Annotated in this window: 22 protein-coding genes; 18 read left to right on the forward strand and 4 right to left on the reverse strand. The window is 76.8% G+C overall.

From position 1 onward, the window contains the following. Positions 1-2 precede the first annotated feature (2 nt). The 3 genes from ACQPX6_RS24895 to ACQPX6_RS24905 are packed head-to-tail and all read left to right on the forward strand — an operon-like array spanning position 3 to position 1,604. Positions 3-422 (forward strand): hypothetical protein, encoded by a 420-nt coding sequence (locus ACQPX6_RS24895; RefSeq protein ID WP_433783265.1) that lies wholly within the window; start codon positions 3-5, stop codon positions 420-422. A gap of 40 nt (positions 423-462) precedes the next feature. Then, positions 463-999, forward strand: coding sequence for a DUF4190 domain-containing protein (locus ACQPX6_RS24900; protein WP_433783266.1), 537 nt, complete (start codon positions 463-465; stop codon positions 997-999). Between the two features lie 20 nt (positions 1,000-1,019). Continuing rightward, positions 1,020-1,604 (forward strand): hypothetical protein, encoded by a 585-nt coding sequence (locus ACQPX6_RS24905; protein ID WP_433783268.1) that lies wholly within the window; start codon positions 1,020-1,022, stop codon positions 1,602-1,604. A gap of 21 nt (positions 1,605-1,625) precedes the next feature. Here the strand turns inward: ACQPX6_RS24905 and ACQPX6_RS24910 are convergent, their stop codons facing one another. After that, positions 1,626-2,843, reverse strand: a complete 1,218-nt coding sequence (locus ACQPX6_RS24910) for an erythromycin esterase family protein (protein ID WP_433783270.1) — start codon at positions 2,841-2,843, stop codon at positions 1,626-1,628. 127 nt (positions 2,844-2,970) lie between these two features. On the opposite strand from ACQPX6_RS24910, the gene ACQPX6_RS24915 reads away from it, so the two are divergent. The 4 genes from ACQPX6_RS24915 to ACQPX6_RS24930 all read left to right on the forward strand — a co-directional run bounded on the left by ACQPX6_RS24915 (position 2,971) and on the right by ACQPX6_RS24930 (position 7,598). Continuing rightward, on the forward strand, positions 2,971-3,969 hold the full coding sequence (locus ACQPX6_RS24915; RefSeq protein WP_433783272.1) for a trypsin-like serine protease: 999 nt from the start codon (positions 2,971-2,973) through the stop codon (positions 3,967-3,969). Positions 3,970-4,226: 257 nt separating this feature from the next. Then, positions 4,227-5,426 (forward strand): acyl-CoA dehydrogenase family protein, encoded by a 1,200-nt coding sequence (locus ACQPX6_RS24920; RefSeq protein ID WP_433783274.1) that lies wholly within the window; start codon positions 4,227-4,229, stop codon positions 5,424-5,426. Beyond that, positions 5,423-6,532: an acyl-CoA dehydrogenase family protein gene (locus ACQPX6_RS24925; protein WP_433783275.1), complete on the forward strand. Its 1,110-nt coding sequence runs from the start codon at positions 5,423-5,425 to the stop codon at positions 6,530-6,532. The genes ACQPX6_RS24920 and ACQPX6_RS24925 overlap by 4 nt, the downstream gene beginning before the upstream one ends. Positions 6,533-6,560: 28 nt before the next feature. Beyond that, positions 6,561-7,598, forward strand: a complete 1,038-nt coding sequence (locus tag ACQPX6_RS24930; RefSeq protein WP_433783276.1) for an SEC-C metal-binding domain-containing protein — start codon at positions 6,561-6,563, stop codon at positions 7,596-7,598. Between the two features lie 37 nt (positions 7,599-7,635). Here the strand turns inward: ACQPX6_RS24930 and ACQPX6_RS24935 are convergent, their stop codons facing one another. Then, positions 7,636-8,253 (reverse strand): FHA domain-containing protein, encoded by a 618-nt coding sequence (locus tag ACQPX6_RS24935; protein ID WP_433783277.1) that lies wholly within the window; start codon positions 8,251-8,253, stop codon positions 7,636-7,638. 70 nt (positions 8,254-8,323) lie between these two features. Next, positions 8,324-9,052, reverse strand: a complete 729-nt coding sequence (locus tag ACQPX6_RS24940; RefSeq protein ID WP_433783278.1) for a neutral zinc metallopeptidase — start codon at positions 9,050-9,052, stop codon at positions 8,324-8,326. Positions 9,053-9,243: 191 nt separating this feature from the next. Here ACQPX6_RS24940 and ACQPX6_RS24945 point away from each other — a divergent pair, with 191 nt between their 5' ends. Both ACQPX6_RS24945 and ACQPX6_RS24950 read left to right on the forward strand, forming a co-directional pair. Next, positions 9,244-11,442 (forward strand): FUSC family protein, encoded by a 2,199-nt coding sequence (locus ACQPX6_RS24945; protein WP_433783279.1) that lies wholly within the window; start codon positions 9,244-9,246, stop codon positions 11,440-11,442. Positions 11,443-11,524: 82 nt separating this feature from the next. Further along, positions 11,525-11,740, forward strand: a complete 216-nt coding sequence (locus ACQPX6_RS24950) for a dodecin family protein (RefSeq protein WP_433783281.1) — start codon at positions 11,525-11,527, stop codon at positions 11,738-11,740. Between the two features lie 13 nt (positions 11,741-11,753). Here ACQPX6_RS24950 and ACQPX6_RS24955 read toward each other — a convergent pair whose 3' ends face one another. Next, positions 11,754-12,122 carry a tautomerase family protein gene (locus ACQPX6_RS24955; RefSeq protein ID WP_433783283.1) on the reverse strand — a complete coding sequence of 123 codons (369 nt, stop codon included), beginning with the start codon at positions 12,120-12,122 and terminating at the stop codon, positions 11,754-11,756. A 107-nt stretch (positions 12,123-12,229) separates the two neighbouring features. Between ACQPX6_RS24955 and ACQPX6_RS24960 the strand changes: the two genes are divergently transcribed. The 9 genes from ACQPX6_RS24960 (at position 12,230) to ACQPX6_RS25000 (ending at position 23,368) form a co-directional block, all read left to right on the forward strand. After that, positions 12,230-14,029, forward strand: coding sequence for a carboxyl transferase domain-containing protein (locus ACQPX6_RS24960; RefSeq protein ID WP_433783284.1), 1,800 nt, complete (start codon positions 12,230-12,232; stop codon positions 14,027-14,029). 124 nt (positions 14,030-14,153) lie between these two features. Beyond that, entirely contained in the window at positions 14,154-14,393 is a 240-nt protein-coding gene (locus tag ACQPX6_RS24965) for a hypothetical protein (protein WP_433783286.1), read from the forward strand. Between the two features lie 161 nt (positions 14,394-14,554). Next, positions 14,555-15,826 carry a glycoside hydrolase family 88 protein gene (locus ACQPX6_RS24970; RefSeq protein ID WP_433783287.1) on the forward strand — a complete coding sequence of 424 codons (1,272 nt, stop codon included), beginning with the start codon at positions 14,555-14,557 and terminating at the stop codon, positions 15,824-15,826. 85 nt (positions 15,827-15,911) lie between these two features. Beyond that, positions 15,912-16,412 (forward strand): alpha/beta fold hydrolase, encoded by a 501-nt coding sequence (locus tag ACQPX6_RS24975; protein ID WP_433783289.1) that lies wholly within the window; start codon positions 15,912-15,914, stop codon positions 16,410-16,412. Then, positions 16,413-16,892 carry an alpha/beta fold hydrolase gene (locus ACQPX6_RS24980; RefSeq protein WP_433783290.1) on the forward strand — a complete coding sequence of 160 codons (480 nt, stop codon included), beginning with the start codon at positions 16,413-16,415 and terminating at the stop codon, positions 16,890-16,892. 111 nt (positions 16,893-17,003) lie between these two features. Continuing rightward, positions 17,004-18,299: a discoidin domain-containing protein gene (locus ACQPX6_RS24985; protein ID WP_433783291.1), complete on the forward strand. Its 1,296-nt coding sequence runs from the start codon at positions 17,004-17,006 to the stop codon at positions 18,297-18,299. A gap of 34 nt (positions 18,300-18,333) precedes the next feature. After that, positions 18,334-19,179: a hypothetical protein gene (locus ACQPX6_RS24990; RefSeq protein WP_433783292.1), complete on the forward strand. Its 846-nt coding sequence runs from the start codon at positions 18,334-18,336 to the stop codon at positions 19,177-19,179. After that, complete coding sequence (locus tag ACQPX6_RS24995) at positions 19,176-21,935, forward strand: hypothetical protein (RefSeq protein ID WP_433783294.1); 2,760 nt, start codon at positions 19,176-19,178, stop codon at positions 21,933-21,935. Before ACQPX6_RS24990 ends, ACQPX6_RS24995 begins: the two co-directional genes overlap by 4 nt. Beyond that, positions 21,932-23,368 (forward strand): hypothetical protein, encoded by a 1,437-nt coding sequence (locus ACQPX6_RS25000; RefSeq protein ID WP_433783296.1) that lies wholly within the window; start codon positions 21,932-21,934, stop codon positions 23,366-23,368. Before ACQPX6_RS24995 ends, ACQPX6_RS25000 begins: the two co-directional genes overlap by 4 nt. Positions 23,369-23,417 lie beyond the last annotated feature (49 nt).

The following is a 23,417-nucleotide window of genomic DNA, read 5'->3' on the forward strand; positions in this document are numbered from 1 at the left end:
CCATGAGCGACCCCGGCACCTCCGACATCACCGCCACCACCGACTCCGACAGCTACACCGCCACCGACGGCGCCACCTACGGCGCGGACGGCGGCCTGCTCTCCTTCCCGGCCGGCACCCCCAGCGCGACCTCGTTCGACGGCGACCGTGACGGCTACTACGAGTCCACGGCCACCGACGCCGACGGCGACGGCTACGCCGAGACCGCCTCGGCCGACGAGGACCGCGACGGGTACGACGAGTACGCCGTGTCCGACCACGACGGCGACGGCGCGGTCGACGAGGTCGTGCTCGACACGGACGCCGACGGGTGGGGCGACGCGGCCGTCACCGACGGCGCCGCCTACGGCGAGCAGGGCACCGTCGTGGTCGCCGACACCGACGGCGACACCTACGCCGACCTCGTCGTCCCGGGCCTCTGAGCGGCCCCACCGACCCCGCCCCGGCCTGTACGGTCCGATCGTGAACTCGCCGTGGGAGGGCTCGTCCCCGGGCTCCGCCGACCGCCCCGACGCGGGCGGCAGCCCGTCGCCGTACTCGTCGGACCCCTACGCCGGTTCGCCGTACCCGAGCGACCCGCTCGCCGGCTCCGCGCCCGGCCAGTACGGCGCGAGCCCCTACGGCCCGGGCCAGTACGGGTCCGGCGGGTACGGGCCGTACGACGCCAACCCCTACGCCACGCCGTACGGCGCCGACCCCTACGCCTCCGGGTACGGGGCCTACGGCCCGCAGTACGGGGCTCAGTACGGGTACGCCCAGGGCCCGCCGCAATCGGGGCTCGCGGTCGCGGCGCTGGTCTGCGGCATCCTCGGCTTCTTCACCGCCGGCCTGGCGTCCATCGGCGCGGTGGTGTGCGGGCACCTGGCGTGGAAGGACACCCACAGCGGGCGCCAGGCGGGCCACGGCATGGCCATCGCCGGGCTGGTGCTCGGTTACATCCCCATCGTCGCGTGGGTGCTGTTCTGGCTGGTCTTCGCGATCAGCATCGGGACGGTCTGAGGGCCCGGGGTCCCGCCACCGTGCTCTTCGCCCTGCGCTTCGCCCAGCCGATCGCGCGCCGCGAGGTCGACCTGACGTTCCGCCGCTGGCGGCGCGCCCAGGTCCGGCCCGGGCGGCCCTACCGCACGGTGGTCGGGCGCCTCGAGGTCGACGAGGTCGACGTCGTCGAGCCCGGGGACCTCGGGCCCGACGACGCCCGCCGGGCCGGGTTCGCGTCGGTGGAGGCCCTGCTGGCCGAGGCCGACCGGCACGCGGGGCCCGAGGCCCAGCTCTACCGCGTGCGGTTCCACCCGCTCGACGAGCCCGACCCGCGGTCCGAGCTGGCGGCCAGCGTCCCCGCTGGCGACGACCTCGACGCCGTCTGCCGGCGCCTCGACGACATGGACGCGCGCAGCGGCCACGGCCCCTGGGCGTGGGCGACCCTGGCGGCGATCGCGGAGCGTCCCGCCGTGCGGGCGCCGGACCTCGCCGCCTCCTTCGGCCGCGAGACCGCCCCGTTCAAGACCGACGTGCGCCGGCTGAAGGCCCTCGGCCTGACCCACTCCCTGCCCGTGGGCTACGAGCTCTCGCCGCGCGGGCGCGCGGTGCTCGCCGCGCGGTCCTGACCGGCGCGCTCAGCGCAGGCCTCAGCGCACCCGGGCGGGGTGCACGGTGCCCACCACCGCGACGCCGTCGGTCTCGAGGCCCGGCCGGCACGGCACCACGGCCCGCGCCGACGCCGCCGCGGTCACCTCGTCGCCGACCGAGCGGCGCGGGACGACCGAGTCCGCCCAGGCGGTGACGGCGGGCGGCACGTCGGGGACGCGCAGGTCGAGGACGTGGTCGCGCGCCACCGCGCCGAGCAGCACCGCCTCGAGGCCGCCCTCGAGCGGGTCGCCGAGGCGGTGGGTCGAGGGCGTGCGCGCGGGACCGAACAGGCGCCGGCGCCGCACCGCCCGCGTCGTCCCCGTGCCCGCGGTCAGGAGCAGGGCGCGGTAGGCGTCGCCCAGGTGCTCGCGCAGGTGTGCGCCGAGGGTGGGCGGGTCGTCGCGGACCACGACGTGGTCGGCGTGCGCCCACAGCACGAGCCGCCCGTCCGGGCCCGAGGCGTCGAGGGCCTCGAGCACCGACTCCGCCATCAGCCGCCCCGCCACCGCGTCGGCCTCGGCCGCCGGGGCCGCCGCGAGCTCGGCGGCCCGGTCGAGGAAGCCGGCCTGCCGCACGGCGGCGGTGTAGGCGTCGGGCGACGTCGCCGCGACCAGGCCCGGGACGTCGCGGTCGAGACGCGCGCGCACCCGCTCGACCGCGGTGCGCGTGGCGGCGTCCCCGTGGCCGAGCGCGAGCTCGGAGAAGGAGTCGGCGACCGAGGGCAGCACGTCGGGCGCCGCGGTGCGCAGGAACCGGCCGACGGCGCCCACGGCACCGGCGGGCTTGCGGGGGTCGACGCCGATAACCCGCACCGGGGCGGGCGCCTCGGCGAGCCGGCGGGCGAGGTCGAGGACGTCGCGGGTGTTCCAGCTCCACGAGCCCAGGAGGTCCAGCGCGTCGGACGAGACGGCGCCGCGGCGCACCTGCTCGTCGAGCGCCGTGGTCGCGGACTCGGAGGTCTGCAGCGCGAGGGTCCGCACCGCGGCGCCGCGGACGGGGTCCTCGAGGAGGCCGTCGACGAGCCGGGTCACCATCTGCGCGAGCTCGCGGGTGCCGGCCAGCGTGGGCCCGAGCGCGACGACCCGCGCGTCGCGGGCCGCCTGCACCCAGGCGGCGACGCCATCGAGGCCGTCGGCGTCGTCGTCGGGCACGGCCACCGGGCGGGCGTGCGCCGCGAGCCACGGCCCCACCTCGGCGTCGGGGCGGGGAGCGGTCACGCGAGCACCCTGGCAGGGCCGGTCACGGCGCTGTCGCCGGGGACCGGTAACGCGCAGCGTGATCGCGTCGATGCTCCCGGTGCCACGGCGGCGGGGGTGGGCGGTGCAGCGAGGACGACGTTCGGCGATGGTGCTCGTCCTGCTCGTGCTCGCCGGGCTCGTCGCCGGAACCCTGCTGGCCCCCGCCCCCGCGTCGGCGATCGCCGGCGGCGAGGCGGCCGACGAGGCCACCGGCGGGTTCGTCGCCCGCCTCGGCGTGGCGCGCTCCGCCACCGCGACGTTCACCTGCTCGGGCTCGCTCGTCGCGCCGCGGCTGGTGCTCACCGCCGCCCACTGCCTCGACAGCCCGCGCCCCGAGGACTTCGCGATCACCTTCCCGGACGGGGAGCGCCGCGACGCCGTCGCGCTCGTGCCCTACTCCGCGCAGAGCGGGGTGCGCGACGGCATGCCCCTCGACGACCTCGCCGTCGTCCAGCTCGACCGGCCCGTCGACCGCGCGCCGGTCGCGCTCGCCGCGGGCACCGCCACCGCCGCCGCCGGCACCCCCGTGCTCGAGCTGGGCTGGGGCGCCACCTCCCCGAACGGCGCGCCGAGCCTCGACGGCGGCCTGCGCCGCGGCGCCCAGGTGCTCTCCGGGGACCTGCGCACGCCCGACGGCACCTCGCTCGTGCTGCAGGCGACGCCGGGCGCCACCGGCGGGGTCCCCGCGGGCACGTGCGCGGCGGGCGACAGCGGCGGCCCGCTGGTCACCGCTGGCCCGGCGCCGGTGCTGCTCGCGGTGGTGTCCAGCGCCGTCGGCGGCACGGGCACGTGCTGGTCGAGCCGCGTCGACGGTGGCCGCTACCGCGCGTGGCTCGACGAGCTCATCGCCACGCCCGGCTCGGGCGTCGGCGAGTCCCCGGCCGCGCCGGTGTCGGCGGCCGGCGCGCCGCCGGTGGAGGCCGATGCACCCGCCGCCGCGCCCCTGCCGGTGCTCCCCGCCCTGCCCGCCGGCCCGGCGCCCCTCGCGCCCACGGAGCTGGGCACGCTCGCGGGTACCGGACCGGGCGCGCTGGTCACCGCGCCGGCGCCCGTCGTGACGCCCGTGCCCGACCCGGTGCCGGTCGTGCTCGTGTTCACGTCCTGATCAGCCGGCCCAGGACTCCAGCAGCCGCACGTGGCGAGCACCGTGGCCCCGGTCCACGCGACGAGGCAGAGCGAGCTCTCGCCGGAGCCGGGTCCCAGCGCGAAGCGCGCCCCCACGCGGCGCAGCGTCGTGCCGAGCGGCTGGTTGACGTACGCGGCGCTCTGGTGATCGGGCAGGTTGCCCACCAACGCGCCGCCGGTGACGGTGGGGGCCCGGCGGGGTCGACAGGCGGCCCGGTGGCGGGCGAGGGTGCAGAGGTGACCGCCACGGACAGCCCCCCGGACGCCGCCACGCTGGCGCGCCGCGTCGAGGAGTTCCTCGCCGAGCACGACCCGTCGACCACCGAGCCCGCCGATTTCCTGCGCGCGCGCTTCGCCGCCGGCCTGGCGTGGGTGCACTACCCCGCGGGCCTCGGGGGGCTCGGCGCCGGCAACGGCCTGCAGACGGCCGTGGACCAGGCGTTCGCCGAGGCCGGCGCGCCGGAGAACCGGCCGCGGCTCAACGTCATCGGCCTCGGCATGGCCGCGCCGACGATCCTGCGCTTCGGCGACGACGCCCAGCAGCAGCGCTGGCTCCCGTCGCTGTGGACCGGCGAGGACATCTGGTGCCAGCTGTTCAGCGAGCCCGGGGCGGGCTCGGACCTCGCGGGCGTGGGCACGAGCGCGGTGCGTGACGGCGAGGGGTGGGTGCTCAACGGGCAGAAGGTGTGGACCTCGATGGCCCACCACGCCCGCTGGGGCATCCTGCTCGCCCGCACCGACCCCGAGGCGCCCAAGCACCGCGGCCTGAGCTACTTCGTCATCGACATGACCGCACCCGGCGTCGAGGTCCGCGGGCTGCGGCAGATCACCGGCGAGGCCGAGTTCAACGAGGTCTTCCTGACCGACGTCCGCGTCCCCGACGACCAGCGCCTCGGCGAGGTCGGGCAGGGCTGGGCGGTCGCGCAGTACACACTGATGAACGAGCGCGTCGCGATCGGCGGCGGCACGCTGCCCCGCGAGAGCGGCGCGATCGGCCCGCTGGCCGCGCGCTGGCGCGAGCACCCCGAGGTGCGCACGCCCGGGCTGCACGACCGGCTGCTGCGGCTGTGGGTGCAGACCGAGGCGGCGCGGCTGACCGCCGAGCGCCTCGGCCAGCAGCAGGCCGCGGGCCAGCCGGGTCCGGAGGGCTCCGGCGTGAAGATCACCTACGCGCGGCTGAACCAGGAGTGCTCGAGCCTCGAGCTCGAGCTGCAGGGCGAGGACGGCCTGCGCTACCCCGACTACACCGAGCGCCGCCCCGAGGTCGAGGACTACGCCTCCCGCGACGCCGGGTGGCGTTACCTGCGCTTCCGCGCCAACTCCATCGAGGGCGGCACGTCGGAGATCCTGCGCAACGTCGTCGCCGAGCGCGTGCTCGGCCTGCCCGCCGAGGCCCGTGCCGACAAGGACGTCCCCTGGAAGGACCTGCCCCGATGACCAGCCCCGGCACGCCCGTCACCGGCGACCTCCTCTACTCCGACGTCGAGGACGACCTGCGCGCGAGCGTGCGCGCGCTCGTCGACAAGCAGGCCCCCTGGGACGCGGTCCTCGCCCGCACCGACACCGACGACCCCGTCGACACCGACCTCTGGAAGCGCCTGACCGGCGAGATCGGCGTCGCCGGCCTGGCCGTGCCCGAGGAGCGCGGCGGCGCCGGTGCCTCGTGGCGCGAGGCCGCCGTCGTCGCCGAGGAGCTCGGCCGCGCCGTCGCGCCGGTCCCCCACCTCGGCACGGTCGTGGCCACCGCGCTGCTGCTCGGCACCGGCGAGGACGAGCTGCTCGCCGCGGTCGCCGCCGGCGAGCGCACCGCCGTGCTCGTCGCCGGGGCCACCCACGGCCCCGGGCGCCCGGTGCCCGTCACCGTGCAGCGCCAGGGCGCGGGCGACCTGCTGCAGGGCACCGTCACGGCCGTCGTCGACGCCGCCACCGCCGACGTCCTGCTCGTGCCCGTGGCCGACGGGGCGGGCGGGCTGGCCGTCGTCGAGGCCGACGGTCACGGCGTCACCCGCACGACGGGCGAGTCGCTGGACATGACGCGGCGCCTCACCGACATCGCCTTCGACGGGGCCCCGGCCCGGATCGTCGAGGGTGCGGACGTCGAGCGGGCCCTGCAGATCGGGGCCGCGATCCTCGCCTCCGAGCAGCTCGGGCTCGCGGAGCGCTGCCTCGCCGACACCGTCGAGTACCTGCGCACGCGGCACCAGTTCGGCCGGGCGCTGGCGTCGTACCAGGCGCTCAAGCACCGCCTCGCCGACCTGTGGGTGGCGATCACCCAGGCCCGCGCGACGGCCCGCTACGCCGCGCGGTGCGCCGCGGACGACTCGCCCGACCTGCCCGTCGCCGCGGCCGTCGCCCAGGCCCACTGCTCGGAGGTCGCGCTGCTCGCCGCCGAGGAGGCCCTGCAGCTGCACGGCGGCATCGGGTTCACCTGGGAGCACCCCGCGCACCTGTTCCTCAAGCGCGCCCGGGCCGACGCCCTGATCCTCGGGTCGGCGGACCACCACCGCACGGTGCTCATCGACCACGTGGGCCTCCCGCGCTGACCGCCGGGCGTCACCTACCGTGGCGCCGGTGGCCCCGCAGCTGACCTCGGACGACCTCGACGGCCTCGGCGAGGAGGTGCAGGCGGCGCGGGACCCGCGCCCCCTCGCCCGCGACCTGGTCGACGCGGTCGAGGGGGGCCGGCTGGCGGACCCGGACGACGCCGGCTACGCGCTCAGCCTCGCCGCCGAGGCCCACGAGCTCGCCGGGGACCACGACGAGGCCCTGGACCTCTCCGCGCGCGCGGTCACCGCGAGCGCCGGGACCATCGACGCGCACTGGCTGCGCGCGGTGCACGCCGAGCGCCTGCTGCGCCGCGGGCGCGAGGACGAGGGGATGGCGACGCTCACCTCGCTGCGCCCGCTGCTGCACCGCGACGCCACCGCCGCGGTGCCGATCGTCGAGGCGCTCACGGAGAACGGGCGCGCCGAGCTCGCCGAGCAGTGGCTCACCGCCGCGCTGGCCACCGCGATGGAGCACGAGGAGCGCCACACGGAGGGATCCGACGAGCAGCTCGACGCCGCGGACGTGGTCGACGGGCTGGTCACGGTCCGCCGCGACGTCCGCGCCGACCTCGGTCTCGCCCCCGACGAGTACGACGCGCTCGCCGACGAGCTCGACGCCGCCCCGGACCTGGTGTTCTTCCCGGAGGCGCCCTTCGCCCGCCTGCTTGCCGCCCAGCCGGCCGTGGCCGACGAGCTCGGCCGCGACTGGGACGCCCACCGCGCGCTCATCGAGGGCGAGCTGCAGGCCGCCGACGCCGAGGGCGAGGTCCTCGACGTCGAGGTGGCGACCCCGGCGCTGCTGACGGCGATGCTCGCCGACCCCGACTCCCCCGACGCGCCCGATCCCGAGCCCGGACCGCGCCTCGCCTGGCCCCCGGGCCGCAACGACCCGTGCTGGTGCGGGTCCGGCGCCAAGTACAAGAAGTGCTGCCTGCCGCGCGGCCGCGACGGGCACGAGGCCCCCACGGCGGCGCCGGTGGCCGAGCCCACCCCCGTCCCGGCCCCGGCCTCGTCGGAACGCGTGCTCTCCCGCCGCCCCGGCGGGCGGCCGCGGGCGCGCTGAGTCGGGAGATGCTTCGGTTTCCGAAGCATCTCCCGGATCAGGAGCCGTCCCGGTCCAGGCGGAGGTCGGCCGGCGACACGGCGCCGCGCAGCAGGGCCTCGTTGGCGAGGTCGGCGCGGCGGCGCCGGGTGCCGCTGTCGAGCTCGAACTTCTCGTAGAGCCGGCTGAGGTGCTGCTTCACCGCGGCCTCGGTGACGACGAGGGCCGCGGCGACGTCCCGCGCCGACGCGGGCTCAGGGAACATCGCCCCGCTGAACAGGGGCCGGCAGAGGGCGACCAGCACGTCGCGTTCCCGTCGGGTCAGCTCCGGCGCTCGCTTCGGGGCCGTGGTGCGGTCGCGGTCGGCGGCGGGGCTGCGGAAGGTCAGCCGGGTCTGGCCGATCCGCAGCTCGTCGCCGTGGCGCAGGGCCCGCTCGGCGTGCAGGCGCTCGCCGTCCACGACGGTGCCGTTGGTGCTGCCCAGGTCGCGCACGCACCAGCCGGCGGCGCCGTAGGCCTCCACCACCGCGTGCAGGCTCGAGACCTGGGGGTCGTGAGCGAGGACGACGTCGTTCCCCGGCGTCCGGCCGATCGTCACCCGCGCGCCCGAGAGCACGACGAGGTCGCGGCCCCCGGGGAACCACACCTCGAGGAACGTCGCCTGCGCGTCGACCACCGCGACCCCCTCCGAGCCCGACGTGCGGGACGATAGGGGCCGCGGTGGTCCGTCGGAAGCGGCGCAGTGCTCAGGTCAGGATCGGGTTGCCGGGGAACCAGCCGTTGCAGGCGGCGAGCCCGCCGGTGTAGCCGAGCAGGGCCGCGTCGGTGCGCTCGTCGAGCGTGCCGTGGTCGCGCTCGGGGTCGTCCTCGGCCGAGGCGATGGCCACCAGCGTCGCGTCGATGTCCTCGGCGTCGTCGCTCTCGAGCCGTCCCCCGCGCTCGAGGTGGGCGACGAACGCCCCCGCGACGCAGTCGGCCTGGTTCTCGGCGTCGATCCCCTCGAGCCGGGTGTCGGCCACGGCCGTCACGCCCGCCGCGCTCTGCACGTGGTGGCCCCACTCGTGGGCGATCCCGAACGCGGCGCCGGCGTCGCCCTGCTGCGTGTAGAACTGCCAGAGCCTGTCCTGCCCGATGTAGACCGTGTTGTCCGCCGAGCAGTACTCGTAGGCGTTCTCGTCGCTCACCGAGCCGCAGGCGTTCACCACCGCGTCGCCGTGGGGCACGTAGACCCAGGCGCTCGGCGGGGGCATGTCGGCGTAGCTCGCGGTGGAGAACCCCCCGACCAGGTCGATCACCTGGTCGTAGAACAGGTCCATCTGCTCGTAGGAGTAGCAGGACTCCAGGCTCGGGCACGGTGCCGCCGGGGCGGCCTGGGCCTCGCCCGCCCCGGCGACGGGCACGAGCCCGACGGCCAGGGCCAGGACCAGGGCCGCCGTGGCCAGCCAGCGTCGCGGGGTGGTGATCGTCGTGTCCATCTCGGCTCCTCGGGTGTCGTCCCGCGACCCGGGCGGGTCGCTGTGTCGATGGCGAGAAGCCTCCGCGGATCGGGGTCGCGGCCCCATCGGCGCGAGGACGAGCAGTTCGTGACCGGGGGGTCAGGGTTCTGTCACCTCGAGGACAGGGTCGGACCCTGGGCAGCCCCGCCTGCGCCCGGCAGACTGCGGCGATGGCCGGGCGGCGCACGCGGCAGCGGGGCCTGCGGTGGCTGCTGCGCCACGACCCCGGCCTCGCCACGAGCCGGCGGGCGCTTCGCGTCGCCGTCGCCGCCACCGCCGCGTTCATGGTGTGCCGCTACGGGCTCGGCGACCCCGTGATGGCGACCTACGCGGTGTTCGGTGCGATCGGGTTCGGCGTGCTCTCACAGGTGGTCGGCACGCCGCGGGAGCGCACGCGCACGCTGCTGGCCTCCCTGGTGGCCGGGTCGGTCCTGCTGACGCTGGGCACGCTGCTGGCCGGGAGCACGGCGATGGCGACGATCGGGATGCTCGTGGTCGGCGTGGTGGTCGCGTTCCTGCCGATCGGCGGCGCGCGGCCGGCCGGGGTGGCCAACGGCCTGCAGCTGCTCTACATCCTGCCGTCCTTCCCGCCCTACGCCCCGGACACGCTGCCCGCCCGGGTGCTGGGTCTCGTGATCGGGATGGTGCTGCTCGCCCTCGGCGACCGCCTGCTCTGGCCGCCGCGTCCGCCACGGCCCTACGCGTGCCGGGCGGCCGCGGCGGCGGAGGCCATCGCGGCGCTGCTCGAGGCCCTGACCTCCGGCACCGGCGACCTCGCCGCCCGGCGGGCCGCGGCGGGGCACGCCACGACGCGACTGAAGCTCTACGTCACGCCGTGGGAGGAACGGCCGACCGGTCCGGCGGCACGGGACCGCGGCCTGGCGCACCTCGGCGCGGCGCTGCGCGGGCTGCGGGGCCGGGTGGAGGTGCTGCTCGACCGCGGCGCCGGCGAGGGCGCCGCAGAGGCCGGACCGCTGGTGGCCACGGCCGGCTCCCTGCGGGCCACCGCCGCCGCCCTGCGCGCGCACGGACCGCTGCCGGAGCTCGCCGACCTGGACGCCGCCCGCGACGCGTACACGGCGCACCGGCTCACGATGATCGCGACCATCGGACCCGCCGACGAGGCCGTGGCGCACGCCCGCGAGGCGGTGGCCATCGGGCAGGTGGTGTCCGAGCAGCGGGTCGCCGTGCAGGCCGCGCGGATCGTCGTCGACCCACGGCACCGTCCCCGCGTGGCGGCCCCGGGCGACCTGGCGTGGTGGGCGAGCGCGCCCACCCCGACGCTCTGGTGGCGCCGCGTGCGCGTCCACCTCTCGCCACGGTCGGTGTACCTGCAGAACGCCGTCCGGCTCGGGGTGGGGCTCGCGCTGGCCCGCCTCGTCGCCGGCGGGCTCGACCTCTCCCACGGGCTGTGGGTGCTGCTGGCGACGCTGACGCTGATGCGCACGTCGGTCACCACCACCCGCGCCGCCCTGCTGCCCGCGGTGGTGGGCACGGCCGCCGGGGCGCTGGTGGCCGCCGCCGTGCTCGCGCTCGTGGGCGACCACGAGGTCGTCTACGCGCTGCTCTTCCCGGTGCTCTGCGTCGCGGCCGTCCTCGCGGGCCAGGTGCTCGGCACCGTCGCGGGGCAGGCGAGCTTCACCGTCCTGGTCGCGGTCCTGTTCGCCCAGCTCGCCCCCGCCGGTCCCTCGCTCGCGGGCGTGCGCCTGGTCGACGTCGCGGTGGGCGCGGCGGTCGGGATCGGCGTCGGCGCGGCGGTGTGGCCCGCGGGCGGGCACGGCGAGGTCCGTCGGGACGCCGCGCGCTGCCTGCTCGCCGCCGCCGACCTCCTCACCGCGACGGCCGCGTGGCTGGGCGGCACCGGCAGCCGCGCGGCGCTCGAGGACCGCGTGCGGGTCGCCGACCGCCAGGTCCTGCTGTTCGAGGCGACGTTCCTGCAGATCCGCACCGAACGACGCCGGCGCGACGACGACGTCGACTGGTTCACCGTCCTCGGCGTGGGCCACCGGGTGGTGCGCGCGACGCGCACCGCGCTCGACGGCGAGCCCGACGCCGGCGCCGGCCAGGCCGTGCGCTGGCCCGACCTCGTCGCCCGGCTCGAGGACGAGGCGCGCGCCCTCGCCGACGGGTACCGCGCCGTCGCCCACGGCCTCGCCGCCGACCGGCCGGCGACACCGGTGGTCACGCTGACCGCGGGCTTCCTGCGCCGCGCCCTGGGCCAGGTCGCCGACGCCCCCGGGCGCCGCGAGCACTCGCGCGAGGCGCTGCGGCTCGTCGACGCGTGGGGCCGGCTGGGCTGGCTGGCCGACGACCTCGCCGCGCTGGGCGCCGTCGTCCCGCCCGCACCCGCCCCCTCGCTGGTGGCCTGAGGACCCACAGAAGTGTGGGCGCCGTCACAGCGGGCACCCCTCCCTGGTCCACCGCACGACGACCGAGGGAGGGTCATCCCGCATGGCCGACAGCGTCTACCGCGTCACCCAGCTCATCGGCACGAGCACCGAGTCCTGGGAGAAGGCGGCCCAGCACGCGATCCAGACCGCCGCGAGCTCCGTCCGCGACCTGCGGATCGCCGAGCTCGAGAAGTCCGACCTCGTCATCGAGAACGGGCAGATCACCGCCTACCGCGTCCGTCTCTCCCTGTCGTTCAAGTACGAGAGCGAGAGCTGACGCCCGGCCCTGGTCACGGCACGGCCGGCACCGTCGCCTCGATCATCCGCTCCGGCGGGATCTCGGAGAGGTAGACCCACACCAGGTCCTCGACGACGCCGGTCGTCGCCACCACGGCCTCGCGCACCCCCTTCGCCAGCGCCGCGAGCGTCGGCTCGTCCCACCCGGCGGGCACGTGGCCGTGCACCCACACCGACCCGCTCGCCGCCGCCCGCCCGTCGACGAAGTGGTCGCGGCCCCGCAGGTCCTCCACGACCACCTGGACGAACGCCCGGGGCGCGCCCGTCACGCGCTGGTGGGCCTCGGTGATCTGCTCCGCGAGCCGCTGCCGACGCCCCGGGATCAGGGTCTCGGCGCGGGCACGGACGACGTAGGTGGGCACCGGCGCTCCAGTCCTGTCGACGACGACCTGATCAGCGTCGCCGACCCGGTGATCGCCGTCCAGGGTCGGATCCCCGGGTGCGGCCACCTGCGTGCTACGACAGACCCGTGACACCCGAGGAGATCACCGCCCCGACGGCCGGGGTGGTCGTCGACGTGCCGGTCGCGCCCGGGGACCGGGTGGCCGCCGGGGCGGTGCTGGTGGTCATCGAGGTGATGAAGATGCACCACCCGGTCACGGCCGACCGCGCGGGCGAGGTCGTCCGCATCGCCGTGGCCGTCGACGACGAGACCGCCCGCGGCGACGTGGTCGCCGTCCTGCGCCCCGTCGACGGGGACGACACCCGGGCCGCGGAGGCCGGCGAGATCGACCCCGACCACGTCCGCGCCGACCTCGCCGAGGTCCACGAGCGCCACCGCCTGCTCACCGACGCCGCCCGGCCCGACGCCGTGGCGCGCCGGCGGGGCCGCGGCCGGCGCACGACGCGGGAGAACCTCGCCGACCTCGTCGACGAGGGCACGCTCGTCGAGTACGGCGGGCTGGTCGTGGCCGCGCAGCGCCGGCGCCGCCCGCTCGACGACCTCGTCGCCCGCACCCCGGCCGACGGCGTCGTCACCGCGACCGCGCGGGTGGACGGGCGCCGCGTCGCCGTCGTCGCCTACGACGACACGGTGCTCGCCGGCACTCAGGGCCTGCTCGGGCACCGCAAGACCGACCGGCTGCTGACCCTCGCCCTCGAGCACTCCCTCCCGCTCGTCCTGTTCGCCGAGGGTGGCGGCGGGCGCCCGGGCGACACCGACAGCACGGCCGTCGCGAGCCTCGACGTCGCGACCTTCGCGCTGATGGCGCAGCTGTCGGGCCGCGTACCGACCGTGGCGATCGCCGCCGGCTACTGCTTCGCCGGCAACGCCGCGCTCGCCGGGTGCGCGGAGCTGCTCGTCGGCACCCGCGACCTGTCCCTCGGCATGGGCGGCCCGGCGATGATCTCCGGTGGCGGGCTGGGACGGGTCGCCCCGGAGGACGTCGGGCCCGCCGCCGTGCACGCGGCCACCGGGGTGCTCGACGTGCTCGTCGACGACGAGGCCGCCGCGACGGCCGTCGCCCGGCACTACCTGTCCCTGGTCACCCGACCGCACCAGGACGGCCCCGAGCCGCACGACCAGCGTCCCCTGCGCCACGTCGTGCCCGAGGATCGCTTGCGCGTGTACGACGTGCGCCCCGTGCTGGAGCGCCTCACCGACCCCAGCAGCGTCCTCGAGCTCCGCGCCGAGGACGGGGTCGGCGTCGTGACGGCCTTCGCGCGGATCGGGGGCCGCGCGGTGGGCGTGCTCGCGAACGACCCGCGCCGCCTCGGTGGGGCGATCGACGGGCCGGGCGCGGACAAGGCCGCCCGCTTCCTCGCGCTCTGCGACGCCCGCGGGCTGCCGGTGGTCTCGCTGTGCGACACCCCGGGCTTCATGGTCGGGCCCGAGGCGGAGCGCACCGCCACCGTCCGCCGCTTCGGCCGCCTGTTCACCGTCGGGGCGAACCTGCGGGTGCCGGTGGTGCTCGTCGTGCTGCGCAAGGCCTACGGGCTGGGCGCGATGGCGATGGCCGGCGGCTCGGTGCACCGGCCCGTGCTCGGCGTCGCGTGGCCCACCGCCGAGTTCGGCGGCATGGGGCTGGAGGGTGCGGTAGCCCTCGGGTACTCCGCGGAGCTCGAGGCGCTCAGCGGCGAGGCCCGGCAGCGGCGCCACGACGAGCTCGTCGCCGAGCTCTACGAGCGCGGCAAGGGCCTGTCGACGGCCACGGCCTTCGAGATCGACGACGTCGTCGACCCCGCCGACACCCGCGTCGCCGTGCTCGGGGCGCTCGACACCGCGGGCGACGACCTGCCCCCGCGACACCCGGTGGCCGACGTGTGGTGAAGTTCGGCGTTCAACCGAACGGGTGGCGTGTCGTGGGTCTCGATAACGAGGGCGCGGCTCCCCACGACGTCCCATCCAGAACGTTCCATCGGGGGAGCGTCGGGGGACAGTCGGGGGATCAGTCATGGGTGTTCTGGCCATCGTGGGTACCGCCGCCGCGGGTGCGGGCGCGTTCGTCGCCGCGCCGCTGGTGAGCATGGCCCGTCGCGGCACGGTCGAGCAGCAGACCGTCGCGTCGTGGCGTGACGAGGCCGCGAAGGTCGACGTCGTGCGCCGCGCCCGCCGCCGCAGCGCGCTCGTCGCCGCCATCCCGGCGCCGCGGGGCGCCGCGCACGACCAGCGCCGTTCGCCGCTCGCGAGCTGATCGCCCGCACCACGCACGGACCGCCGACCGCGGGGGACGCACCGGACCACCGGAGCGTCCCCCGCGGTCGTCGTCCGGGGGGCTGTTAGGGTCCTGCGCCCAACCGGCGCGCCACTCCGGACGGCGCCCGGGCGACCGGGGGGTCGACGATGCGGCAGCAGATGACCGGGCACCGACTCGGGCACCGACGGGGGCACCGACTCGGGCGGGGCCTCGGCACGCTCGCCCTCGCGACCCTGGCCGCCGTGGGCTGCAGTTCTCCGCCGCCCGCGCCCGCCCCGGCGCCGATGCCCGCCGCGGCGACGGGACGCGGCGCGGTGACACCGGTCGACGATCCCGACCCGGTGGTCTTCGCCGACGCGCGCCTCGCCGTCACCGCCGACTCCCTCGCGCCGCCGGCCTACCCGGTGCGCACCAACCCGGACGGGACGTGGCTGACCAAGGGGCCCGACGACTGGACGGCGGGGTTCCTGCCGGCGGCGCTCTGGCGGGTCTTCGAGCGCACCCGTGACCCGGTGTGGCGCGACCGCGCCGAGCGCTGGCAGGCGCCGCTGCAGGCCGAGACCTCGCACGACGACACCGACCTCGGCTTCAAGATGTTCATGACCTTCGCCGTCGACCACCAGCTCACCGGCGACGAGGCCGCGAAGCAGACCGCCCTGGCCGCCGCCGACACCGTCGCCGCCCGGTTCAACCCCACCGTCGGGCTGATCCGCGTCTGGGACGACCGCGACGACACCGAGAAGTACCAGGTCAACATCGACGCGATGATGAACCTGGAGCTGCTGTGGTGGGCCGCGCAGAACGGGCGCCCGCAGTACGCCGACATCGCCCGCCGGCACGCCGACCGGACAATGACCGACCTCGTGCGCCCCGACGGCAGCACCACCATGTTCGGCGCCTACGACCAGACCACCGGTGCCCTGCAGCGGCTGTACACCGAGCAGGGCGCCCGCGACGACTCGACGTGGGCGCGCGGGCAGGCGTGGGCGGTGTACGGGTTCGCGACGGCGTACCGCTACACCCGCGACCCGCGCTACCTCGACACCGCGCGGCGCACCGCCGACTGGTTCGTCGCCCACCTGCCGCCCGACCGCGTGCCGTACTGGGACTTCTCCGTGCCGCAGGCGCCCCCGGAGCCGCGCGACAGCTCCGCCGCGGCGGTCACCGCGAGCGCACTGCTCGAGCTGAGCGAGCTGGACCCGGGACGCGCGGGCGACGTCGACGCCGCGCGCGGCATGCTCGCGTCGCTGTCGGCGCCGCCCTACCTGGCGCGCGACACGCCGTTCCGGTCGATCCTGCTGCACGGCACCCAGAACCTGCCCGACGGCCAGCAGGACTCGGGGATCATGTTCGGCGACTACTACTTCGTCGAGGCCCTGGGCCGCTGGCAGCGCCAGGTCGGCCCGGCGGCCCAGCTCGTCGGCGGGTGACGCGCGGCTCGTGTGACCCGGGCCGGTGCGCGGGGATCGGCCGTCCCCCACGGGCACTCTCGAGGTGACCGGCGAGAGGAGACGCGTGACGGACCACGACCGGACGGCCACCCCGCTGCGGCGGCGCACCCGCCGGCGGCACGCGACGCTGCACGGCGACGAGGTCGCCTTTTGGGACTCCGCACCCGCCGAGGGCCTCGTCGACGAGCGCGACGGCGAGCTCGTCCTGCTCATCCACGGCATCGCCGGGTCGGCGCACACGTGGAGCCCCCTGCTCGCGCAGATGGCGCGCCGCGGCGACCGGCGCCGCTTCGTCGCCCCCGACCTGCTCGGGCACGGGTCGTCGTCGGCGCCGTGGGCGGACTACTCGCTGGGCGGCTACGCCACCGGCCTGCGCGACCTGCTGGTCTCGCTCGGCTACGAGCGCGCCACGATCGTCGGGCACTCGCTCGGCGGCGGCGTGGCGCAGCAGTTCGCGTTCCAGTTCCCGCAGCACACCGCCCGGCTCGTGCTCATCGACTCCGGCGGGCTGGGTCGCGAGGTCAGCCCGGTGCTGCGCGCGGCGACGCTGCCGGCCGCGGAGTGAGTGCTGCCCGTCATCGCCGGGACCGGCGTCGTCGGTGCGGCACGTCGTCTCGCCTCGGTGGCCGGGCGGCGGCTGTCGCGGCGCCTGTCCCCCTCGACGTGGGAGTCGGGCCGCGCGTACGCCTCGCTCGCCGACCCGACCCACCGGCGCGCCTTCGTCCACACCGCGCGCAGCGTCATCGACAGCGGCGGGCAGCGGGTGCGCGCCACCGACCGCCTCGACCTCGCCGAGGACCTGCCCCTGCTCCTCGCCTGGGGCACCGCCGACGCGATGATCCCGGTCGCGCACGGGCGGCGCGCCCACGAGCTGGTGCCCGGCAGCGAGCTCGCCCTGTTCGAGGGCGCCGGGCACTTCCCCCACTGCGACCAGCCCGTCGCCTTCGCCGACCGGCTGCTGCGGTTCCTCGCCGAGCACCCCCCGGCCGCCCTCGACACCGCCGACTTCGCCGGCCGGATCGCGGAGCACACCGACCTCCGTTAGCGCGAACGGGTCATGCCCGTCGCGCATCCACCGCCCGGGACTAACACTTGGTGACGCCCCGCCGATCACACGGGGTGCCGGGCACGGGGCCCGGTCGGGGGGAGCACGGCGATGACCACGTGGAGCAACGCGGCGCCACCGGACGACGGCGCGCCGTGGCCGGCGCCGCGCGGCGGTCAGTGGCCCACCGCCGCCGCCCCCGCCCCGACTCCTGCTGACGACGCGCCCTGGCCGACCGCGGTCCCGGCGCCGCGGTGGCCGCAGTCGGCGGTGCCGACCCAGCTCGGCCACGCCCTCGCGCCGCCGTCGGCGCCGTTCTCCGTGCACCCGTCCGGCCCCCCGACCTTCGTGCCCCGGGGGCCGGTGCCGCTCAGGCCGGCGCCGGCGGGACCGGGGACACCGCGGCGCGAGGTCGCGGGCTGGGTGCCGGGCGTGGTGCTCGGCCTCGACGTCCTGCTCGCCGTCCCGTTCGTCGTCGTCCTGGCCTCCGGGGGCGACGTCCTCGTGCCGGCCGGTCTGCTGCTGCTCGTCCTCGCCTCCGCGGGGTCCGCCGTCGCCGCCCTCGTCACCGGGCGCCGCGCCTTCGCCGACGCCGCCGGCGGGCTCGACCTCGCCGCGCTCCTGGCCGTCTCGGGTCTCGGGATCGCGTCCGCGCTGGACGGGTCGGCGGTCGGCGCGCAGCAGGCCGCGGTGCTGGGCGGCCTGGCCGCCGCCGTGCTCGTCGTGGCCGTCAGCGCCCTGCACACTCCTGCGCCCGCGTGGCCCGGGAGCGCCCCGCCGCGGTCCTCGGTGCCGCGCCCGCTCGCGTGGCTGGCCGCCGTGCTCGCCGTGTGCTGCGCCCTGGCGCCGGTGGGCGCGGACCTGGTGACGACGGGCACGTCCCCGACGCCGGGGCCGGGGCCGCTGCCCCCGGGTCCCGTCAGCGTCCTGACCCCCGTCTCGGCCGACGCGAGCTGCGCGACGACCGGCACGGACTCGGCCGGCACGCCCTTCCGCTACCAGCCCGTCAACGCCTTCGACAGCGACCCCGAGAGCGCCTGGCGCTGCGAGGGGGCGGGGTACGGCCAGTGGCTGCGCGCCGACTTCGGCACGCCGGTCACGATCACCGAGGTGGGGCTCGTCCCCGGCTACGACAAGGTCGACCCCTACGACGGCACCGACCGGTTCGCCCAGTCGCCGCGGATCCTGGGCGCGACCTGGACGTTCGACGACGGCACCGTCGTCAGCCAGTCGTTCGACACGTCGCCGACCACCGGCCGCGACCTCCAGACGATGTCCGTCCCGCCGGTGCGCACGAGCAGCGTGCTGCTGACCGTCACCACCACCGTGCCCGGCAGCACGGTCGGCGATCAGGGCCCGGTGACCAAGACCGGGACCTCGACCGTCCGCCTCGTCGGCGCCCGCTGACCCCGCCCACCACCTCGAGAGGATCGGGACACCCATGTCCCTGCTGTCCAACGGCACCCCGCCGGGCTTCCGGAACACGATCAACGAACTGCACGGCGGCTACCGCGCGCAGCACGTCCAGCACACCGGCCCCGACCCGCTGGTCGACGACACGGTCACGTTCCCGATGGTGGTGCCCCACCTGCTGCGGGCGCTGGTCTTCATCGTCCTGCCGGCGTTCATCACCTCGGTGCTCCTCGTGTTCGCGGCGTTCTTCGACCTGCTCGTGGCGGCCGGCAACGGCTTCCGCGGCGGGGGCGGCGGCGGGTTCTCGGCCTTCGCCATGGTCGTCGGTTTCGGCCTGTTCGTGCTCGCCATCGTGGTCCTGTTCTTCCCGATCAAGGAGCCGATCGCCGAGTACTCGCAGGTCGTCGAGGGCCGCGCGTCGTTCCAGGAGCCGTCGTACTGGTGGGTGATGCAGACCGCGCAGCGCCACGGGATGCCGTTCGGTCTGCGGGCCGTGCGCATGCAGGGGCAGCCGGTGATGATGTTCATCCACGGGCGCCTCAACGCCATGCTCGTGGTGCGGCCCTACGGCCAGCACCTCTACGTGGGCTGGACGATGTGGCGCGCCCGCTCGACCGTCGTGCTCATCGGGCACTACCTGCGCGACACGTTCGGCCGGGTCTCGCCGGCGGCGCAGTTCGCCAGCGAGATGCGCGCGACCGACGCCCGCGCCATGCGCGAGCTGGTGCACAGCCTCAGCCGCGAGGGCGTGCAGGCCGCGATCTCGGCGCACACCATGGTCGCCGAGGAGAACGCCAGCCCCGACCAGATCCACTACGACATGGCCAACCTGCAGGAGTTCGACCCGTCGGGGCCGGGCGCCCGGTACATGTGAACGGCCCGCACCGCGAGGCCCGCCACGTCGCGTTCGAGATCCACCAGGCGGTGGACCTCACCCGCCGGGCCGACGAGCAGCGCCGCGACCCGCAGGAGCGGCTCGCCGACGCCGTCACCGCGCAGGAGACCTACCTCGCGGGGCTGCTCGGGCTCGCTCCGGGCACCGGCGTCGGATGGCGCTGGACCGGCGACGGGCGCGGGCGGGTCCGCTGCGTCGTGGTGGGCAGCGTCGTCGGCGCCGGACCGGCCCTCGACACGGCGGCCGAGCAGCTCGCGCGCGCCATCGCGGCCGTGCCCGACCACGTCGTCGGCGCGCCCGTCCCGGCCGGCGAGGTGCCCGGGGTGCTCGTGCCGTTCACGCCCGCCGCGGACGGCGTCGCCCAGGTGCACAAGACCGTGCGGGCCGCGGCGCCCGCGCGGCCCGACGCCGGGGTCGGCGCCTACGTCACCGTCGAGCCCTTCTCCCGGCACCGCGCGCCCTGGACCGTGGTGCTCGAGGCCCTGCGGCGCTCGCCGGTCCCGGTCGCGCTGGCCGTCGACCTCGCGCCCTGCGACGTCGACGGGCACGTCCGCGAGGTGCTCGGGCGCGAGGCCCACCGCCTGCTCGTCATGGGCCAGGCCGGCGACCGTCCCCTGGACCTCGGCGGACGCGAGCACCTCGACCCGGACGCCGCCGCCGTCGCGATGCTGCCGACGCTGCAGGACCAGCAGCGCCGTTACGCCGGGCGGGCGTTCCGCGCCGCGGTGACCGTGCTGTCCGAGGGCTCCCTCGACCCGGGGCTGCTGCAGACCGTCGCCGCGACCCTCTCCCCCGTGCCCGCCGGCGCCGATGAGCACCGGGCGAACGCCGTCGCGCACCGGGCCGTGGTGCGCCGCCCGCGCACCGAGGCCGAGGCGCGCGACGCGGTGCTGGGCTGGTCGCGGGTCACGCCGCGCCCCTGGCCCGACGCCGAGCTCCAGGAGCTCCTCGAGCGCGATCGCTGGACCCGCGGCGTGGTGCGCGACGGCCTCGCCGAGCTCCGCGCGCTGGTCGACGTCGGCGAGGCCGCCTCGCTCGTGCGCCTGCCGGTGGCCGTCGACGGGCACCTGCCGGGCTTCCCGGTGGTCGCCCCCGCCGACCCGGTGCGCCCGACCCCGGCGGTCCGCGGGCCGTCGGTGCTCCTGGGCCGCCAGGGCGAGGACGACGGCGCCGAGGTGCGCCTGCCGCTGGACGCGCTGCCGCGGCACGCGTTCGTCGTCGGCACGCCCGGCTCGGGCAAGACGAACAGCACGCTGCACCTGTGCCGGCAGCTGTGGGAGCGGAAGCTCCCGTTCACGGTGTTCGAGCCGGTGAACGCCGAGCTCGACGACTACCGCTGGCTCGCGACGCTGCCCGGGTTCGACGAGCTGGTGGTCCTCACGGTCGGCGACGAGTCGGTGGCCCCGCTGCGGCTCAACCCCTTCGAGGTCCCCGACGGCGTCACCGTCGCCGCGCACGTCTCCGGCCTGCTCGCCTGCTTCGAGGCGGCGTTCGGGCTGTGGGACCCGCTGCCGTTCATCTACCGCCGCGCCATGACCCGCACCTACGCCGCCCGCGGCCAGCACGCGGGGCTGCGGGGCTCGCCTGCGCTGCGCGGCCGGTGGCCGATGCTGCAGGACTTCTGCGTGCAGCTCGCGGTCGTGGTCGAGGAGCTCGGCTACCGCGGGGACATCGGGCACAACATCGACGCCGCGAGCCGCCTGCGCGCGGAGTCGCTGGTCGAGGGCGTGTGCGGTCCGACGCTCGACTGCCGCACCTCGATCGACCCCGCCGTGCTGCTCGGGCGCCCGGTGGTCGTCGAGCTCGCCGCGGTCGGCGGCGACGCGAAGGAGCAGGCGCTGATCACCCTGCTGCTGATGAGCACGCTGCGGGCGCACTACCGCGCCCACCGCCGCGACGGCTCCCCGCAGCACGCGATGATCATCGAGGAGGCGCACCGCATCTTCCCGCGGGCGGCCCGGGGCGACGACGGCGGCGAGCGCGCCGACCCGCGCGGCCTCGCCGCCGAGCGGATCGCCCAGGGGCTGGCCGAGGACCGCAAGTACGGCGAGTCGTACGTGTTCGTCGACCAGCAGGTCGACAAGGTCGCCGCCGACGCCTACAAGATCACCAACCTGAAGGTCCTGCACCGGACGTCGTCCGCCGAGGACCGGCGCCTGCTCGGCGAGACGATGTCGATGCACGAGGACCAGGTCGAGGCGGCGGCGTCGTTGGCACCGTTCCGAGCGGTGGTCTCGCACAACGGGCTCGACCGCGCGGTCACGGTGACGGTGCCCGACGTGCGCGGGCTCGACGCCGAGGCCCGCGGCCTCCCGGAGGCCCCGCTCGCCGACGACGCGGAGCTGCGCCGCCGCCACGACGAGCTGCGGGCGGCGGTGCCGGCGGTCGAGGAGGCGATGGCGCCGTACACCGAGTGCCGCGGGTGCCGGAGCCGCTGCCGCTTCCGCACGCAGGCCGCGTCGGTGGCCGCGGTCGACCCCGTCGGGTTCGGCGAGCTCAAGCTGGCCGGGGCGTCGGCCGCGGACGCCGCGGGTGCCGTCCGGGCGGTGGCGGCGCGGAACCCGTTGGGCGAGGACGACGCGACGTCCCCGGCGGCGGAGGTCGACTACGCGACCTGCCTGTTCCTGCACCTCTACCGCCGCCGCTTCCCGCCGAAGGGGTGGTCACCCCGCCAGCCCGAGCGCGCCGCCCAGTGGTGCGACGCGGTCCGCACGGCCCTGGAGGCGAGCCGGTGAGCGACAGGAACCCGGAGCGCGACGACCCCGTCGACGACGGGGCGCAGGCGCCGGTCGAGCAGCCCGACGACGACGGCGGCGCACCGCCGCCCGAGCCGGCGAACGAGGCCGCGGACCCGGAGCCGGCGCAGCAGGCCGAGGTCCCGGGGCCGGCGCAGCAGGCCGAGGTCCCGGGGCCGGCGCAGGAGGCGGAGGTGGCCGAGCCCGCGCAGCAGGCCGGGGCGGCCGAGGTGACGGAGCCGCCCGACCCCGAGGGCGGGGCGCCCGTGCCCGGCGAGAAGTCGGAGAGCGCGGTCGAGGCGACGGCGGGGAAGCCGGGCGAGGTCGCCGAGGAGCCGGACGGGGACGGCGGCGCGCCCCCGCCAGCGGAGCAGCTGACGCCCGGCGCGGACAAGGTCGACACCGACGGGAAGGTCGACACCGGCGGCGCCGACGGTGACGACGGCCGGGAGCTCCCGGCCGCGGACCAGGACAGCGGCGGAGACCGGCCCGGAGACGTCGGCGTCGTCCACGCGTACCTGCCGCCGAGCGGCGACGAGGTCGACCCGCCCCACGCCGTCGACGGCATCGACTATCCGGCCTACCAGGACGACAACCTCGGGCGGCACGCCTGGCGGGACACCAAGGCCGTCGAACGCGGAGACCCGGTCCCGCACCGCAGTGAGGAGGACGTCGCCGAGCTCGGCCGGCTCTCCCGCGACCTCCGCACCGCCCCGCCTCCCGACCAGACGCTCTTCCGGGGGGAGCGACTCGAGGAGTCGGCCGTCGGCGACTGGAAGTCCGCGGCGGAGCAGCGCGACGACCCGTCGAGGAGCGGCGAGCCCCTCGGTCCCACCGAGAATCTGGACGTGCGGTCGACCTCCACCGACGGTTCGGTCGCGAGCGCGTACGCCGAGGAGCGTCGGCCGGGTGCACCGCCGCATGCCGCGGACGGGACGGTGCTCCCCGAGGCCGGTGCGTCGCAGCGTCACGGCCAGGCGCCCCGCCCCGGGGACGGCGTGGCCGCCTTCGAGACCTCGCCCGGAGAGGACCTGGCCGCCCGGCGCGTCTCCCCCGAGGAGCCCGTACCCGGCTACGAGACCATCGCCCCGGGCCTCGAACCCGGCGCGATCGCCCGGGAGGCGGAGGCCCGTCCGGAGAACGCCGAGGCGCTGGGCCGCCTGGCCGCGACGATCGGCGACGACGGGCGACCGGGCGCCGCGCACCGGGAGGGCGGACGCCGCGAGGTCATGAACGAACGCATCGTGTCGGGCGACTACGAGATGGTCGGGCTGCTGGACACCCGGCCCGACTCGCCGTGCGACATCGGAGACACCGGCGTGTTCCGGGTCCCCACGCGCGGGCCGGGGCCGGGCGAGATCGAGTTCCGCCCACCACCCCCTGGCGTCTACGTCGCCTGGCGCCCCGTCAAGGAGCGCCCAGCCCCTCGCTGAGGTGTGAGCGCTTCCCCGTGCCCCGGCACGGGCGAGCGCGCACGAGCGC

Origin of the sequence: Actinomycetospora sp. CA-101289 (genome assembly GCF_050955895.1) — a bacterium.
Taxonomy (GTDB): domain Bacteria; phylum Actinomycetota; class Actinomycetes; order Mycobacteriales; family Pseudonocardiaceae; genus Actinomycetospora.